At 41.7% G+C, this 16540-nt stretch carries 10 protein-coding genes; 4 read left to right on the top strand and 6 right to left on the bottom strand.

Annotated elements, in window-relative coordinates:
• Nucleotides 1–99: 99 nt before the first annotated feature.
• From hprK to abc-f, 3 genes are all read right to left on the bottom strand, one after another.
• Nucleotides 100–1014, bottom strand: a complete 915-nt coding sequence (gene hprK / locus H7992_RS00925; protein WP_187046423.1) for an HPr(Ser) kinase/phosphatase — start codon at nt 1012–1014, stop codon at nt 100–102.
• 915 nt (nt 1015–1929) lie between these two features.
• Nucleotides 1930–4596: a DEAD/DEAH box helicase family protein gene (locus H7992_RS00920; protein WP_187046422.1), complete on the bottom strand. Its 2667-nt coding sequence runs from the start codon at nt 4594–4596 to the stop codon at nt 1930–1932.
• 853 nt (nt 4597–5449) lie between these two features.
• Nucleotides 5450–7120 (bottom strand): ribosomal protection-like ABC-F family protein, encoded by a 1671-nt coding sequence (abc-f, locus tag H7992_RS00915; protein ID WP_187046421.1) that lies wholly within the window; start codon nt 7118–7120, stop codon nt 5450–5452.
• A gap of 410 nt (nt 7121–7530) precedes the next feature.
• On the opposite strand from abc-f, the gene H7992_RS00910 reads away from it, so the two are divergent.
• On the top strand, nt 7531–7935 hold the full coding sequence (locus H7992_RS00910; RefSeq protein ID WP_187046420.1) for a hypothetical protein: 405 nt from the start codon (nt 7531–7533) through the stop codon (nt 7933–7935).
• A gap of 484 nt (nt 7936–8419) precedes the next feature.
• On the opposite strand, the gene H7992_RS00905 is transcribed toward H7992_RS00910, so the two are convergent.
• Entirely contained in the window at nt 8420–9802 is a 1383-nt protein-coding gene (locus H7992_RS00905; RefSeq protein ID WP_187046419.1) for an ammonium transporter, read from the bottom strand.
• A gap of 534 nt (nt 9803–10336) precedes the next feature.
• Nucleotides 10337–11125 (bottom strand): helix-turn-helix domain-containing protein, encoded by a 789-nt coding sequence (locus H7992_RS00900; protein ID WP_187046418.1) that lies wholly within the window; start codon nt 11123–11125, stop codon nt 10337–10339.
• A 596-nt stretch (nt 11126–11721) separates the two neighbouring features.
• On the opposite strand from H7992_RS00900, the gene H7992_RS00895 reads away from it, so the two are divergent.
• The 3 genes from H7992_RS00895 to H7992_RS00885 all read left to right on the top strand — a co-directional run bounded on the left by H7992_RS00895 (nt 11722) and on the right by H7992_RS00885 (nt 15372).
• Nucleotides 11722–12381 carry a hypothetical protein gene (locus H7992_RS00895; RefSeq protein WP_067204537.1) on the top strand — a complete coding sequence of 220 codons (660 nt, stop codon included), beginning with the start codon at nt 11722–11724 and terminating at the stop codon, nt 12379–12381.
• Nucleotides 12382–12870: 489 nt separating this feature from the next.
• Nucleotides 12871–14061, top strand: a complete 1191-nt coding sequence (locus tag H7992_RS00890) for a M14 family metallopeptidase (RefSeq protein WP_187046417.1) — start codon at nt 12871–12873, stop codon at nt 14059–14061.
• Nucleotides 14062–14565: 504 nt separating this feature from the next.
• On the top strand, nt 14566–15372 hold the full coding sequence (locus H7992_RS00885; protein WP_067204532.1) for a YitT family protein: 807 nt from the start codon (nt 14566–14568) through the stop codon (nt 15370–15372).
• A gap of 64 nt (nt 15373–15436) precedes the next feature.
• Here the strand turns inward: H7992_RS00885 and H7992_RS00880 are convergent, their stop codons facing one another.
• The gene (locus H7992_RS00880; protein ID WP_187046416.1) at nt 15437–16408 is read right to left on the bottom strand and encodes an alpha/beta hydrolase; all 972 of its coding nucleotides are present in this window, start codon (nt 16406–16408) and stop codon (nt 15437–15439) included.
• Between the last annotated feature and the right edge of the window lie 132 nt (nt 16409–16540).

The following is a 16540-nucleotide window of genomic DNA, read 5'->3' as shown; positions in this document are numbered from 1 at the left end:
ACGAAAAAAAGTAGACATCTATTTGAATGTCTACTCATTTTCACGTTTTTACGTACTCCTACTAATTATTCCAAACCCATCAAACGTTGCTACTCAATACTAAGGCGTATCTGACTCAATCCGTTTCATGAATTCCTCTACTGCGCTATAACCTTGCTGCTTTAAATACCAGTTATTCGCCGCGGCTTCAATCAAACCTGCGATATCACGCCCCGGTTGAAGTTGAATTTGGATATGCGGAATCTGGACGTCCATGTATTCCACAAACTTCGTTTCCTGCTCTAATTCATTATTCAAGTCATTTTCTTTCCACTTAGTCAATTCGATGTCCAGTGCAATCCGCGTTTCATCCTGGAAAGCGGCTCTTCCATAAAGGCGCACCACATTTAACAAGCCAATACTACGCAACGCAAGAAATTCTTTGCTATTTTCGTCGTGCGTCCCGAGCAAGGTTTGTGGGCTAAGCTTTTTCAACACCACTACATCATCTGCCACAAGCCGATGTCCCCGACCAATCAATGTATGAGCCGTCTCGCTTTTCCCTACACCAGACTTGCCGCGGAGTAGAATACCCATTCCCGATACATTGACGCAAACGCCGTGTATTGCAATTTCTGGAGCCATTGCTTTCACAACATACGCATCTAATTTCGCACTCAATTCACTCGTGGAATCACGAGTGCGTAACACCGGGATTTTCTCTTCCGTACAGTATTGAATCAGGCCCAGTGGCTCTTCCTGTTGGGATGTTATGATGATACATGGGGGCGCATATTGAACAATATTTGCAATCCGTAGCTTACATTCCTCAAACGTCAGCGTATGAAGGTAATTAACTTCATTTTTCCCCAAAATTTGAATATGTTCTTTTGCAATAAAGTCAAATATATCCATAAACTCTAATCCTGGACGACGTACTTTGGATTTTTTTATAATACGATGCAATTGGTCGTGTCCGCTTAACACTTCCAAGGAAAACGTATTGACTATCTCTTCAATCGTAATCGTTTTCATGAACAGCCTCCATTCTGCATTCTTCTTACTTGACCTCTTCGTTTACTTTAACACCAATTGGAGCTAATTCTTAGCGACTATCTTCGACTTAAAACTACTATCTATATATGTTAAACAAATGTATACCGCGTATGCGCTTTACAAGGGCTTTTGTGGGCCACTGAAAAAAACCTTGTACTTGGAATGAATTAGGATTCCCACTAATACCGCTTCGACGCTTTGTGGATGCCTCCCGCGATAAGCCAGGGCACTGAAAAAGTATAATTTCCTTCAATCCCGTTGATTTCCGTTCCGAGCGGACGCTTTCCGCGGGCACGGCTTCAGCCTCCTCGTCACTGCGTTCCTGCGGGGTCTTCAGCTCGCGCTGTTCCCGCCGGAGTCGCCGCTCTTCACTACAATCAACTAGTTCTTACTATAAAAAAGAACTTTTTCAGTGGCTTATCGCTCCGGCTACCACGAAGTCGCGCCTTCGCTTGATGGTCTATGTGAAAAACACATTTCGTTATCTGTGACGAAATCTGCAAGCTGGAGTATGTCTTTCTTGAATATAATTATATATGTTGAATCCGGTATATATATTGAGCGAAGGCGCCTTAACAGGGGTAGCCGAAGCCATAAGACTGGCAGCGAAGCTGCTTGGCTTATGGCGGGAGGCATCCCCTAGCGCCGTAGCGGTTCAATGGAATTCTTTATTTCAATTTATATAGTATCAACTAGTAATCACCTTACAATCTCGCCATGTACATCTCAAAATCACATTTCTTTCGATAATAAATACCCTAGCGCAGGCGCGGCAAAGGCATCCCCAAAGCGCCAAGCGTTCTACAATCCACACCTCGAATTACAACTCTCTCATTATTGAGTACCATAACAGATTCAATGGGATTCTTTAATTCAACATATATACATGCCTTCTTATCGCCATCCACTGGTCCGTTCTACTGTTGGTACGAACGAACTGGATAATGCCTTCATCCTCGCTTCTAGCAGTTTAAGAAGCCCCTCGACAGTTCTTGTGTAGATGAAGTCTGACTTTCCAACCCGACGTTTCCACTCTTCCAAGAAAAAGTTCACATATTCTTTCTTTTGTCCGATTACTTGCGGGATAGCATGATAATCAGATCTCTTCCAAAGTTTTCCCGCCTTACGAATTAGTATATATCGTGGATTTTCAATTGGATTAAGAAATTCCTTCAATGCGGTCATGAAGATTGTCTTCTCATGCGTCGTCCCTTCTTCAAGCCAGCATGTATATGTCCCTCCGCCGTCTCGCGTCACCCGGATCATCTTGTTATGGAGTGGCGTTATAACAGCACCTGCATGAAGCATGGATGCATAGACAGTTTCCGCAATCTCTTTCATACTCGCTTCTATGGAAGGATGCTTGCTATACAACTTCACCGTTTTATAGCAAGAAGGTGCTGCAAAAAGGAGCCCGAGCACTGTCGCAATCGCCATTCCTTCTCCGAATGAAAACGCACCAAGCTTTCGGAAAAGATTGCTAAAATCGACTACTGCTTCTAAAGCGATAAACCCCGTGATCCACAAAAGACCTCTCAATGTGTTATCTAAATAATATGGACGCGGCAAGGAGCGTTTATCCGCCACGATTTCCTCGGTCATTTCACGGCCTCCATCAATGGCTCTTTGCCAACGGACGAAAAAAGTGTCCCGTTTGCTTGCACGTTGTACCATTTCATGATTTAACATGGTAACGCGCTCCACCGTGCCTGGGGGAGCCCCAGTCTCCAGTCGAGCAATGCCCGTTTCGATGATATCTCGCTTTGCTCCTATGCCAATTAGTGATCGAAATCTCCGCGTTAGATTATCATAATCCGCTCCTCCACCTGCATCACTTCTATCCACACAGACCAGATGCCAGATGGAAGACGTTTTAGCCTGATCATTTCGATCTGTCCGAATCGCACGTCCGCGCATTTGATTTGACAGCATAAAGGAACCGACATTAGACGCCAAAATAAGTGAATTTATGCAAGGTGCATCCCATCCTTCACCAAGGAGCGCGGCCGTCCCCGTTAGTACATCCACGCCGCCCCTTTTGAGAACTTCGGTCATTATTGCGACCATCTGTTGCCGATCAGCCGAGCTCACCTCAATTCGGATAAAGGACGCATCAACTTCAAGCGGCGATGCAACGACTGTCAACCCGCGGTTATTTGCTTCCTCTTCAAATATAGGCCAAGCACTCAATGGCAGGACGACAATCGATCCAGTTAGGATCCCCGGTTTAACGTACAGACCGAGGTTTCTACGCAGCACTTCAAATATGGGGACGACACCAAGGCGAGCAAATGGACGCTCATCTCCTTTTTTTAATGGCATATCCGCAGCTCGAATGTAATCTGTCAAAATAACCATGCGGAGCTGTTCACCGAGAAGCGCTTTTTCCGCTTTCACAATTTCTTCTATACTCTTCAATTTTGATGCACTATGTATGAGTCCCCTCTTTATGGACGCATTTGAAAGAAGTACGACTTTCCGACGTTCCACCGCCCCGATACGCGTTAAACGTTTTCGTATGTCCTTTAAAATGACATCTTTATCATCCACCTGAAATAACAAGCCCGTAAGCAACTCTTCAAGCCAAGGAAGCGACAACTCCGGCATTTGCTCATCTTTCATTCCGATGATAGGCAGGGCATGGACGTATGCTTGTGAACCGTTATTTTTCAAGAACAAAAGCATACTGGAAAAAACACCTGGACTGGACAAAATCTGCTCTACATGTGCTTCTGGTTCAGCTATCCATGGATGCTTTTCGAGATACATCACAAATTCTTTATCCTTGATCAGTTGCTCGATGAACTTATCCACTTCGTCACGAAACTCTAGAATTCGCATCATTTCATCCGCTTCGGGAATTGAATAGTGAATAAAATCCTGGTGTGGACAAAGTTCCGACGCTTTCACAAGCTCGGGTACCGATATTTCCAGATCAATCGGTCCGCACAATGCGACATAACGCTGCCACTCTGCAGCACCTACATCGAAAGGCGGTGTAGCGGTCAGCGCAACGACAACAGGTTCACCAAGTCTCTCCTTCACATCCATCATCGTCCTCCACCAAGATGTGCGAAGATGGTGTGCTTCATCCAATATTAGTGCGCCAAAACCAATCTGATCCAGTTCACGGATTAGATCGTCACCACTTCCAGTAAAACTGTCTTCTACCGTTTCATCGTCAGTCTGACCTTCATCATCATCGGTTATTTTTTCTTCTCGTCTATTAAATAGACTATGTAACGATTGATAGGTCGTCACCGTGACAAATGCAGGTTCCTTTAAATTAGTCGACATCCAGGTAGGAAGTTCATTTCCAAGGAATAGCTCGGTGAACCTCTCCATCCACTGCGCCCGAATGGCCACGGTCGGCGCAACAATCAAGGTCGGTCGATCAAGCCGAAGCATAACTTCAAGACCTAGGACCGTTTTTCCAGATCCCGGTGGCGCCACGAGATGAAGATGCCCATTCACAAGATGACTTTCCAGTTCGTTCAGTATGCGTCTCTGATATGAACGCCACTCATAACAGAATTGGATGTTATCCGGAAACCGTTCCACAATTTACTCCCCCTTTGACAAGACTGGTCTTCCATACCCCGCTCATTTTTACTTATACTCAAATTATACCAAATGGACACCACCTTTTCTTACTTGTTAGCGGAAAGTTTTATCTACAGAAACTTGTGTATTCGCCATTAGATGCTGAAACTTTTTTATGGAATGAAAAACAGCGTCCCTTTTTGGCAGACGCTGTTTTGAATGACTATTTTCATTTAAAGCAAATACAGAACCCTTTCAGTGGTCTCTATCCACAAAACACTTTGTTTCCACTATCTTCACACTACTAGACTATTTGTTTCGGAAAAAACATTGTCAATATATGTTGAATTAAAGAAGACCACTGAATCTACTGTGGTGCTCAATAATCAGAGAGTTGTAATTCGGGGTATGGATTGTAGAACGCTTGGCGCTTTGGGGATGCCTCTCACCGTAAGCCTGGATTAGCGCTTCGCATCCAGTCTTACGGCTTCGGCGACCCCTTTGCCGCGCCTGCGCTAGGGTGTTCATTATCGAGAGAAATGTGAATTTGAGATGTATATAATGTGACTACTTTTTGCTACTCATTATATTCAAGAAAGACACACTCCAGCTTGCAGATTTCATCCCAGATAATGAAATGCACTTTCTACATAGACCATCCAGCGAAGGCGCGACTTCGTGGTAGCCGGAGCGATAAGACTGAAAGCGGTCTTCTTTCTGGCTTATCGCGGGAGGCATCCACAAAGCGTCGAAGCGGTATTAGTGGGAATCCTAAACCATTCCAAGTACTAGGGCTTTTTCAGTGGCTTCCCAAAATCCCCTGTAAAGCGTATACGCCCTATTCATTTGTTCAACATATAGAGTTCTCCATTCACTTCAATGCCCTTAATCTTCTACTTAACTCATTAAAAACCTTATCGAGGTCAGCATACCTTTTATCCCCTTGTTTCATCATACTCAACTGTCCCAGCACTGCCTGCAGCTCCGTTTCAAGCCGCAAACGTTCATCAGCAGTCTTTTCAGGTTGCACTATGGCACTGCGCTCTTGCCATTCAGCATATGTCAGCGGTATTTTCCGCACTGTCCCTTGCTCGAATAGAAGCAGCCCGTCTGCCATCCGCTCTGTGAAATAACGGTCATGTGAGGCGAAAAGCAACGTTCCTGGAAACGTCTCCAGTGTCTTTTCTAGCTCTTCTCTAGAAGGTAAATCAAGATGATTCGTCGGTTCGTCCAACAGCAATACATCCGTTTCCTCGACAATGAACTGCATCAATTTAACCTTCACCCGCTCGCCAACGCTGAGGTCCGACAACGGCAGGTCCCACTGTTGCTTTGAAAATCCAAGGTTTGTCAAATGTGTACGGATTACTCCCTGTTCGCGGAACGTATCCACATGAAAATAATTCGCCATCGTCATGTCTTTTGGAAAGTCAGTTGCTGTCTGACTCAAATAACCAATCGTCATTCCGTTCGTTTTCCAGAGATTTCCTTTATAATTCTCTTCTCCAAGTATCATCCGGAAAAGCGTCGATTTCCCTGCACCATTTGGACCGATAAGACCAATCCTCTCACCCGCTTGTACAGTAAACGAGACGTCTGCAAAAAGTTCATGCCCGCTGAATAACTTTCGGACATCTTTTAACTCCATGACTCGCTTCCCTTTTTTCTTCCTACCTTTGACGTCAAAAGACACGCCAATTTCATCTTTAGGCTTCTCAATACGATCTTTTTCCAATTCCCCTTCTAGCCGTTTATGCTTCGAACGGATTTGGACATCGCGTTTTTTCGCCTTCATCCGGAAGTATTCCTTTGCCCCCATCATTCTTCCGCCCTTTTTCGTCGATTCCGCATGTGCCTTCGCAGACCAATTTTCCAACTCGGCGATTTGTTCTTCCACTTGCTCAATCTTTCGCTGTTGCTGTCCATAATGCTTCAACTGGACTTCCCGATTCGCGTCCTTCAGATTCCGGTATTGCGTATAGTTTCCTTTGTAGACCGTCAGTTTGCCGTGCTCAATTTCGAATACGAAATCCGCCGTTCTGTCGATGAAATGCCGATCATGGGAGACGATCAGATACGTACCAACATCCTCATTGATGATCCGGATCAATTCTTCCAGACTGTCACTGTCCAAGTGATTCGTCGGTTCATCCAAAAGGTTCAGCCTGCTCTTCTCAGTGAGCGCAGACGACAGCCGCATCTTCATCCGCTCCCCGCCGCTTGCAGAACTATATTCAGCACGCTCCGGTACTTTCCACTTCCGCCGGTACGTATGGGTTTCTGCCCGTTCCCAATCGATTGTCCCTTCGTCTTCCTGTTCCTGCCTAAAACAGGTGATGGACGGCGGCTTGCCATTCCAATTAACTGAACCTGACGTTGGCACTCTCTCCCCTGCTAGTAATGACAGTAGTGTCGTTTTCCCCGCACCATTCGCCCCAACAATCGCAATGCACGCTCCTTCCGGAATATCCGCAGACACTCCATCAAAGATTACCGTTTCACCATGTGCTACTGATACTTGATTTAATGTTCCAATAAGCATATCCATTCCTCCAAGTTCGGAGGGAATACAAAAATCCCTCCGACATAAAATCGGAAGGATTAGTCATTATTCATCCAAATTCAAAGTTCTCTAAAAAGCCTCTTGTTCGTGCAAAGAGGAAGGAACTTATTTAAATGTGGACAGACTAATCCTATTTTCCGTTCGAATAAAAAATTCAGTTTCCGGAATCAAAAGATTAGTACTTCATTGTCCACACGTCATTCCTTCCTCTTTTAAAGTTATATGTATTATAGCATACTATTCTGTTTTTCTAACCAAGTTACCATAATTCAAGAATAAATTATTCATTCATTTCTTTCTTCTGTTACTGTAAAATTAGATAAACACTGAAAAACCCTTCTTCACTCTTTCATTTTACTGGAAATTTTGTTTCCTATTACAATAAGGTGGTGATTTCTATTAAATTTAAAACTGTTATATTATCTACTTTTATAATATTGATTTTTTCGTTGACAGCTTGTACCAACGAGGAAGATTTAGTAAGAGTTGCTTTTGAAGGTGAAAGTGAAAATTGGCGAGTAGAATTAGAAGTAGAGAGGCTTGCAACTCCCGGTAGTGCTTTAACATATAGATTTTTTTATGTTGGAGAAGGTACTCGTCCGGAAACTTTTACTTATGAAATAGAACCTAAAGCCCCTAATACTTTTGAAGAAGAGGGTTCATTCGATGATGATAATGAAATGTATTTACAGATGTATGGCGATACTCAGCCCGTTCATAAAAATATGCCAATTCCAATAACCATTAAATGGGACGATAAAAGTGAAGACTTGTTAGTTAAAATGGTAAAGTAGGCTTCTTTTGAATAAAAAATTCTTATATACTTGACCTATTTTATACAAGGATTAAGTACAAAAAGTATCTCACTTAAAATCAAAGGGACACTTTTCAAATTAGACTTTAGCGTGGGCAAGGAAGAATAACCCTCCCCATTTCACTGAAAAATTTTTTCCATCAAAATTATAATATGGTGGTGATTTCTATTAAATTTAAAACTGTTATATTTCCTACTTTTATAATGTTGATTTTTTCGTTGATAGGATCTTGTACGAACGAGGAAGATTGTACAATGTGTTCTTTAGTAAGACCTATACTCCACATCATGTAAGCCCCTATAGAAAGTGACACTTCCTAAAATAAGAAAAGAAATAGAGATTAGATATAACGTACATATCTAACCTCTACTCTGTGAATATGCAATTTAAGAAACTTTGCACGCTAGGTATTACGTAATTCTGTTCAACTCCCAAAAGAGAAAGCAGTTTAACATTTACCTGGCTACTTATTTAGCGTGCTAAGAGGACTGACTGATAGTGCCTTTTTCGGTGGTTTTTTTAGTGAACTTGATGTTATCGGTTTAGGAACAGGCGTTTCAATTCCGTACGGAGATATCGTGTTCATTTCGTCAAGTTTCCCTGTAATCGATAATGCTTCAGGATATCCGAAGCTTCCATGTTCACTATAGTCCAAACCGACTGTTTCTTGTTCTGCCGTCACCCTCAATCCCGTCATCACCTTTTTCATGACAAACAAAATTGCGAAGGATACGCAAAACGCATAGGCAGCCGATACGGTCACGCCCATGAACTGGACCCCAAGTTGAGTGAATCCTCCACCATAGAATAACCCCTCATGCCCAACAGTTGCCAATCTGGGTGAGGCAAAAAACCCAGTTGATAAGGTCCCCCATACGCCTGCAATACCATGAACTGAAAGCACATATATTGGATCATCTATTTTTCGTCTTTCAAAAAATCTAGCACTATAAAATACCAGTATTCCGGCAACAAGGCCAATGATTACCGACGCCCATGTCTCTACAAAAGCACATGAAGCAGTAATCGCAACAAGTCCGGCCAATGTCCCGTTCAGCATTGTCGGAACATCGGATTTTCCTAAAGCAACCCATGAGATAAGCAACGCACTTATCGCTCCCGCTGATGCTGCCAAACTAGTATTTAAGGCAATAAATCCGAAGAATCCATTCTCTACTCCAAGTGTACTTCCAGCGTTAAAACCGAACCAACCTACCCATAAGATCAAGACACCTAAAGTAGTGTAAACCTGGTTATGTCCGCTCAAGTTGTTAGCAGTCCCATCGACGTTGTACTTTCCAGCTCTTGGCTTCAATAAAATCGTAGCTGCCAATGCTGCCATTGCTCCTGTTAAATGGACGACTGTTGACCCTGCAAAATCCTGTTTTCCATGCTCTGCCAACCATCCACCGCCCCAGATCCAGTGGGCTACTACCGGATAAACGATAATTGAGAACAGCAAGGCAAAGACAAGATAGGTGGAAAGTTTAGCCCGCTCTGCAAAGCCTCCGAATGCAATTGCTAATGAAATGCCCGCAAATGCAAGCTGAAATACAAAGAATACGGCAGTCGAATAGGTACTTCCCTCTATTTCATAGCCTGAATAGAAGAAGTCAGACCACCCTACAAAAAAGTTCCCATTTTCACCAAATATAAATCCGTAACCAACTGCCCAAAAAACAAGTGAGGCAATTCCAAATGTAAATATAGTTTTACCGGCAATGTGACCAGCATTTTTCATCCTTGTCGAGCCCGCTTCCAATAATATAAATCCACCTTGCATCAAAATGACTAAAATAGCGCCCAACATAATCCAGACACTATTTAATAAGAATAAGTTATCCATCTAAAATTCCCTCCTCCTATTTTTTAATACTTCTAATTTATTTGTGACGCGGAACTAGCACCAGGACACTTTCAGTTTTCAATACCGTTACTATGTTAATGTTTTAGCCACATGTTGATTTGCTTTAGGCAGGCAATGAGCTATGATCCTATCATGAGCAGGCCGAACCCAGAAACTTTGATAAGACACGAATGATAATAGTACGTGCTCAATAAATAGCACTTAAGTCTTTCAAGAGCGGTTCATGCTTGCGCCATGACTGTACTGGATACTCCCCCTTTTATGTTCGCCAGTATTGCAAATCCTCAAGCAACAACTCTGAATAAACATTCGTAAAAAAAACTTACTGGCTCATTGGCTATCTTCCTCAACTCCTTTTCTCTTTCAATACTATCAGCCAGAGGATCCAAGATATTTAGATTATCTGATCAAACATTTACACTTTTATGTTCATAGATAAAGTTCATGAAATACATAAAAGCCAGGCAACTAAATGCCTGGCTCTTGAACGTATGGGTAGATTTCCGAATATGCTTATCGTATCTCTGAGGGGTTTTTACCAGTGTACTTTTTAAATTGTCTACTGAAAAAATGGATGTTGTTATATCCTAGAGCATCAGCAACTTCTGTCACTGTGAGTCCTGTAAAAAGCAATAAATGCTCAGCTCGCTTTATACGAGAATAGACAATATAAGACTTGACGGTATGGCCGATGACTTGTTTAAAATTCTGTGAAAAATACCGTTGAGATAGATTTGCACGTTCAGCCAAACTATTAATCGTATGCGGCGACCCTGGATTTTGTTGAATATAATTGGCAATTTCTCGAATCGTTTCTAGTAATTTATTGCTCGTATTAGTCATTTGTTTTTCTTGTCCTCGTTCTTCTCTTAATAAATGGATCATCAATTGCTTCAAGATTAGCTGGGCCTCAATTTTTGCACCAAATGCCTGCACTAGAAATAATCGAACATATTGAGTTAAAAGCGATTCAAAGGTAATGGTATTTTTGAAGACCCGGTGACCTGAAGGTACCAATTGGAACGGTTCAGTTATATCAAAATGAATGTAAGTTAACACGAGGGGATTTTGCGGATTATGTGTGGCTGTTGTCTCATCGCCGGGTTTAAAAAGAAAGCAATGCCCTTTTTCTACATTATATGGCTTACCATTGAGCACTACTGTCCCTTCCCCAGCCCAAACATAAAATAAATCATAGTTGGGAATTGGTTTATCACGTTTTTTCCATTGCCAGCTCGGTTCACAATGAATAGTGGCCAAAAATGGTTTCAACATAAAATGATCTGAATTCAGATAAAGCATCCCAACTCCTCCTTTTATTCAGCAACAACTTACCTATTTACTTTATTCTGCATCTATATGTTAAGCAACTCTAATGCATTGTTCCATTAAAAAAACACCTACCACACGTGCTGATTAACCAAATCAACCAGTAAATAACTTGATTCCCCCCTTAGCACTACTTGTATAGTCGCGTTTTTGGATTACTTCGGATTGAATGACTTCTATTACGATTACCGAGATGTCTGAATGTATAAGTACACAGAGTGCTGAAGCTCTTTGGTATGAAAGAATAGCTGGCTTATTAACTGGAGAAAAGCCGCCAAAGATGCAATTTTGGCGGCTGAAACGTTCTATGATGTTTGCCAATTACCAAGCCTGCGCAATCTGGGGCGATACTATTCGAACGGATCGATCGTGAATTCAAGTATTCATCTGATTATATGACCAACCAATTACTAACGATTTCTTGTGATTTTCGTGATATGAGTTGCACCATTTTCATGATTTTTGCTTCATTTGAACATTTTACACTTTTTATTTATTTTTTTTAGATAAAATACACGAATTGGGAAAAGATATGAATTGAGGAATAAAAATAAAGGGGCGGTTAAAGCATGTCAATGGAATGGTTTAACAGAGTAACTACTGAGCTTCATGATCATCTGAATTCAATTTGCGATCAATATGATCAAGTCGGTCATATGTCGATTGACCAAAGTGCAAAACATCCACGTATCGAATTTTTTGTCGAAACGGAGGACGACGAAAGGGATTACTTCTGTACCCTTCATTTTGATCCACATAACGCAGAGTTTTACGTGGAAACTTTTGACTTTGAATTCGAACAGCAAACCAGAATCATTCTTACTGACATTGAAGATATAATTGACGCTATTCATGATATCTTCCATGATTTCATCAGTGATGATGAACTAGATGATCTTGACGAGGAGTTCGTTTTAGACGCCGTCAATAGTGGAGAATACTACGTGGGTGAAATTGCTGATACAGAGTTTGAGGAATTGAGCGTCGAATGGGAAACACCTGAAGTCACTGCTTTCCAAATCGAAGATGCAATAGAAATAACGCATCAATTTGGGGTAGTCAACGCTACTGGAGATGGTGTTCTTCGAAGGGTCAAGCGCTTTTGGTCGGAAGGCAACGAGCTTCACAAAGAGGAAAGCAGCTTCGTCTTTACAAAAGAAGAGGCGAGCACACTCATTGCTTTGGTTGCGAGTAATATGGATAAGATGACTTCATATGAAAATCTGTAAAGCTTAAAGAAAATAAACAGGCATTAGGGAATCTTTCCTAGTGCCTGTTTATCGTTTTCATTTCCACGTAGATTTATTTCCATTGAACCGCTACGGCGCTAGGGGAGGCATCTCGCCTTAAGCCAGATGAGGTATTCTTTAACCTATCTGGAATAACCTCTTGGCATTAACTGTATAATTATAGTCAAGAAATCCGCAATCCAGGTTGCAGATTTCATCACTAATAATGAAATACTCTTTCTCACATAGACCATCCAGCGCAGGCGCGTCTTCGTGGTAGTCGAAGCGGGATTAGTGGGGAATCCTAATTCATTCCAAGTACAAGGGCTGTTTCAGTGGCCTCACAAAAGCCCTTATAAAGCGCATATGCCGTATTCATTTGTTCAACGTATATAGATTTTTAATTTCCCTTTTTAGTTTTATGTAATTGTTAAGCAATACTTCACATACTCTTATTACTGAGTATTTCCAACTAAGAGGAGGAAATGCATGGACATATTTGCTAGACCTGGAGATTCGTTTTGGAATTTCAGCCAGGTATTCAAGATGCCTCTTCAACTGATTATCGATTCCAACCGAAACATCAACACACAAATACTTACGACAGGTCAGCGAATTCAAATCCCTGGATTTGTTGCTACCAATTATAAAATTCAAACAGGAGATTCTTTATGTTTGATCGCACAAAGACTAAATCTTCCTTTGTATTCACTTCTTCTTGTCAACCCTAATCTTGAACCGAACCGCCTGCAAGTTGGACAGATGATTAAAATTCCTCAGAGGATTACCTGGAGGCTTATAAACGGGAAACAAAATTTTGATTACGACATTATGATGAATGATATCAGAAGGTTACTAGCCGTTTATCCATTTTTGCAAACCGCTCCTATCGGAAATTCCGTTTTAAAACGAGAAATACCAGAAATCTTGGTTGGTAGTGGAACTAAACGAGTTCATTATAATGCTTCATTTCATGCGAATGAATGGATTACTACCCCTATCATTTTGACCTTTTTAAATGATTATTTGCTTTCATTAACTAACCAAACTACTATCCGCGGTCTTTTTACATTCCCCTTTTACCGACAAACGACATTATCCATTGTTCCGATGGTCAATCCGGACGGAGTTAATTTGGTGTTAAATGGTCCGCCTGCAAATGACCCATGGCGAAGCAGAGTTGTTGAATTGAATAATGGTAGCTTGGACTTTACGGACTGGAAAGCCAATATAAGGGGTGTGGATCTGAATGATCAATTTCCTGCCAATTGGGATCGGGAAAGAGCTCGTAATCCTAAGTATCCGGGTCCAAGAGATTATGGCGGTGAGCGTCCTTTGTCCGAACCTGAGGCAATTGCAATTGCGGACCTGACAAGAAGGCGGGATTTTGCAAGAGTACTCGCTCTTCATACACAGGGAGAAGTTATTTATTGGGGGTACGAGAACCTTGAACCTCCTGAGTCTGAAGTTCTTGTTAACGAGTTCAGTAGGGTCAGCGGATACGAATCAGTTCAAACAATTGAAAGCTATGCTGGATATAAGGATTGGTTTATTCAGGAATGGCGGAGACCTGGATTCACAGTTGAACTTGGTTCAGGAAAAAACCCGCTTCCCTTGGACCAGTTCGATGAAATTTATCAAGAGACGTTAGGGATTTTTCTAGCAGGTTTATATGTATGATTAATTAAAAAAATTCGACTTAGTATGCGGGTGCCTGTGAACGAAACTGGGTTTTCTTGACGGTATGTGAAGTTCTTCTCCACCCCTTTAGACATTGCACACTAAATAATCATGACCGTTTGATAGCAAAAGGTATTCAATTCATAGTAAGGCAGGTAAACACGTATTGACACGTCAATTTTTCTCTGCTAAATTAACATCTAACACTAAAAGTCTATGACGAGAAAAAGTACGAAAAGGTCCCTGTTCCCTATTAAGTTGGCGCTTAGTGAAAGTCGACGAACAGCCCTTATCCGAAATTCATCTCTGAGATACAAAGCCGATAAGTCAGTTAGCTTTGACGGTTTTCCACCGTTATCTGGGGCACGTATGAGAATACGTTGACTGAAAGCCGTTTGTTTTTAGAAACCTGCGGAGTTATGGGTATAATCGCGAGCACGAACTCGTCCCTTTTTTAGGGTCGAGTTTTTTTATTTGCCAAAGCTGGAAGGAGATTTACTAGTTATGAAAAATTTAATTGTCGTCTTAGGTTCACTCATTATTGCATTTGCTTTTAACTGCTTTCTCGTTCCTTTCGGGATTTTAAGTAGTGGTATTAGCGGAATCGCAATTTTACTCGGCCTAATCAGCCCATTTAATACCGGTCTATTAAATCTAGTCCTTAACTTGCCTTTGATTGTTTTAGGCTACTACAAACTCGGAAAAACAATTACCATTAACACACTGGTTTGCGTCGTGTCGCTCTCGGCATTCTTATACGTGATACCAGTCGTTGCTGTGACAGATAATATCCTGTTATCAACGGTTTTCGGTGGCGGCATTGGTGGTATGGGTGTTGGTCTTATCCTCAAATACTCAGGAACTTCTGGCGGTTTGGATATTATTGCGATTATCGTTTCCCGTACAAGTTCTTTCAGTATCGGCCTTCTCCTCACGGGGATGAATGGCGTAATCGTGCTACTTTCAGGATTTGTCTTTGACTGGGAAATCGCGTTATATACCCTGTTGTCTATCTATATCACTGGTAAAATGATCGATACAATCTTCACAGATCACGTCAAACTGACGATGCAGATTGTCACGACAAAAGGTGATTTAATACGCAATGAGTTACTGGGATCCATCTATCGTGGTATTACGATTACGGAAGGTTACGGGGGCTATACTCAAGAGAAGAAAGACATTTTAATGATGGTCGTCACGCGTTACGAAACGCTGCATGTTAAAAAGATTGTCCGAAAGCATGATGAAGACGCATTTATTAATATTTATGAGACGGTTGAAGTTGATGGTAAGTTTTCAGTTAACTAGTAGATAGTAAAAAATAGGTGCCCGGTTCTGAAAACAACTCAAATTGTTTTAGAACCAGTGGCACCTATTTTAATTCAATATAACGGTTAAGAAACTGATCTATTTTCATATTGTATTTGTCTTCGTCCAATGCAATGGATTCACCGTGGTTTGCATTCGGGACAAGATAGAGTTCTGCGTCACTTGAAGTATGTCGATACAAATCCTTTGTCAACTCTGTTGGAACAAATGTATCGCTTTCCCCATGAATATACAGGATCGGGACACTCGTTTTCTCCACCTCTTTTAGTGCACTCGCTTCTCTGAATGAATAACCTGCCCTGATTTTGGTTAACACACTGGTGCTATCTAACAATGGAAATGCCGGCAGATGAAACATCCGATTCATTTGATACTGGAATAATTGATAGACGGACGCATAGGGACTGTCCGCTATGATGGCTTTGACCTGGCGAGGAAGTTCTTCTTCTCCACTAGCCATCAAAACGGTAGCCGCACCCATCGATAAACCATGGTAGGCCACTTTGATATCAGTTCCAAGCTTCTCCACCAATAGTTGTGTCCAATCGATCAAATCGAGCCGATCTGGCCAGCCAAATCCATAATAATTACCCTCGCTCTTTCCATGCCCTCGTGCATCAGGCATGAAAATATTATAATTCAAATCGTTATGATAATGCTGTCCGAATAGCCCCATTTGCTTCGCGTTTCCTAAATAGCCATGCGTTAAAATGACCAATTTATCCGTTGGCTTGGATGCCGCCAAATAGTAACCTGACAGTTTCAGTCCGTCGCGTGACGTTAAAGTGAGTCGTTCAAAATTTTGATCCGCGACCCAACCTATCCAATCTCCATTCAAAAAGAGGTTCATGGCCTTATCGGACACTTCCAAATCTGCATTCTTCTGCAAGAAATCTTTCGGTCCCCGCTTAACTGCTAGCTCATAAAAAAAGAAACTGCCGATGATTTGGATCAGCAAGAAAACTGTAGCAAAAAGAACAAGTAGCCTCTTCCATTTGATTCGAATCTTACTCATTCCCCTTTACTATGCTGTCTCTTAGCATTCATGACGCCTATGATTAGTATAGTAGAGAAACTGAGAAAAATGAAAGAAATCAATACGATTACAGGAAATACCAATAGAGTTTCTGATAGTCTATCGTATCAC

The sequence above is a fragment of the Sporosarcina sp. resist genome (assembly GCF_014302295.1).
Classification (GTDB): domain Bacteria; phylum Bacillota; class Bacilli; order Bacillales_A; family Planococcaceae; genus Sporosarcina; species Sporosarcina psychrophila.
The sequence above is the reverse complement of the archived record's forward strand: the minus strand, read 5'-3'. Positions and strand labels throughout refer to the sequence as shown.

Excerpts from the sequence above, each read along its gene's own strand:
- hprK (WP_187046423.1), bottom strand. The coding sequence starts at position 1,014 with ATGAAAACGATTACGATTGAAGAGATAGTCAATACGTTTTCCTTGGAA.
- abc-f (WP_187046421.1), bottom strand. The coding sequence starts at position 7,120 with ATGCTTATTGGAACATTAAATCAAGTATCAGTAGCACATGGTGAAACG.
- H7992_RS00905 (WP_187046419.1), bottom strand. The coding sequence starts at position 9,802 with ATGGATAACTTATTCTTATTAAATAGTGTCTGGATTATGTTGGGCGCT.
- H7992_RS00900 (WP_187046418.1), bottom strand. The coding sequence starts at position 11,125 with ATGCTTTATCTGAATTCAGATCATTTTATGTTGAAACCATTTTTGGCC.
- H7992_RS00895 (WP_067204537.1), top strand. The coding sequence starts at position 11,722 with ATGTCAATGGAATGGTTTAACAGAGTAACTACTGAGCTTCATGATCAT.
- H7992_RS00890 (WP_187046417.1), top strand. The coding sequence starts at position 12,871 with ATGGACATATTTGCTAGACCTGGAGATTCGTTTTGGAATTTCAGCCAG.
- H7992_RS00885 (WP_067204532.1), top strand. The coding sequence starts at position 14,566 with ATGAAAAATTTAATTGTCGTCTTAGGTTCACTCATTATTGCATTTGCT.
- H7992_RS00880 (WP_187046416.1), bottom strand. The coding sequence starts at position 16,408 with ATGAGTAAGATTCGAATCAAATGGAAGAGGCTACTTGTTCTTTTTGCT.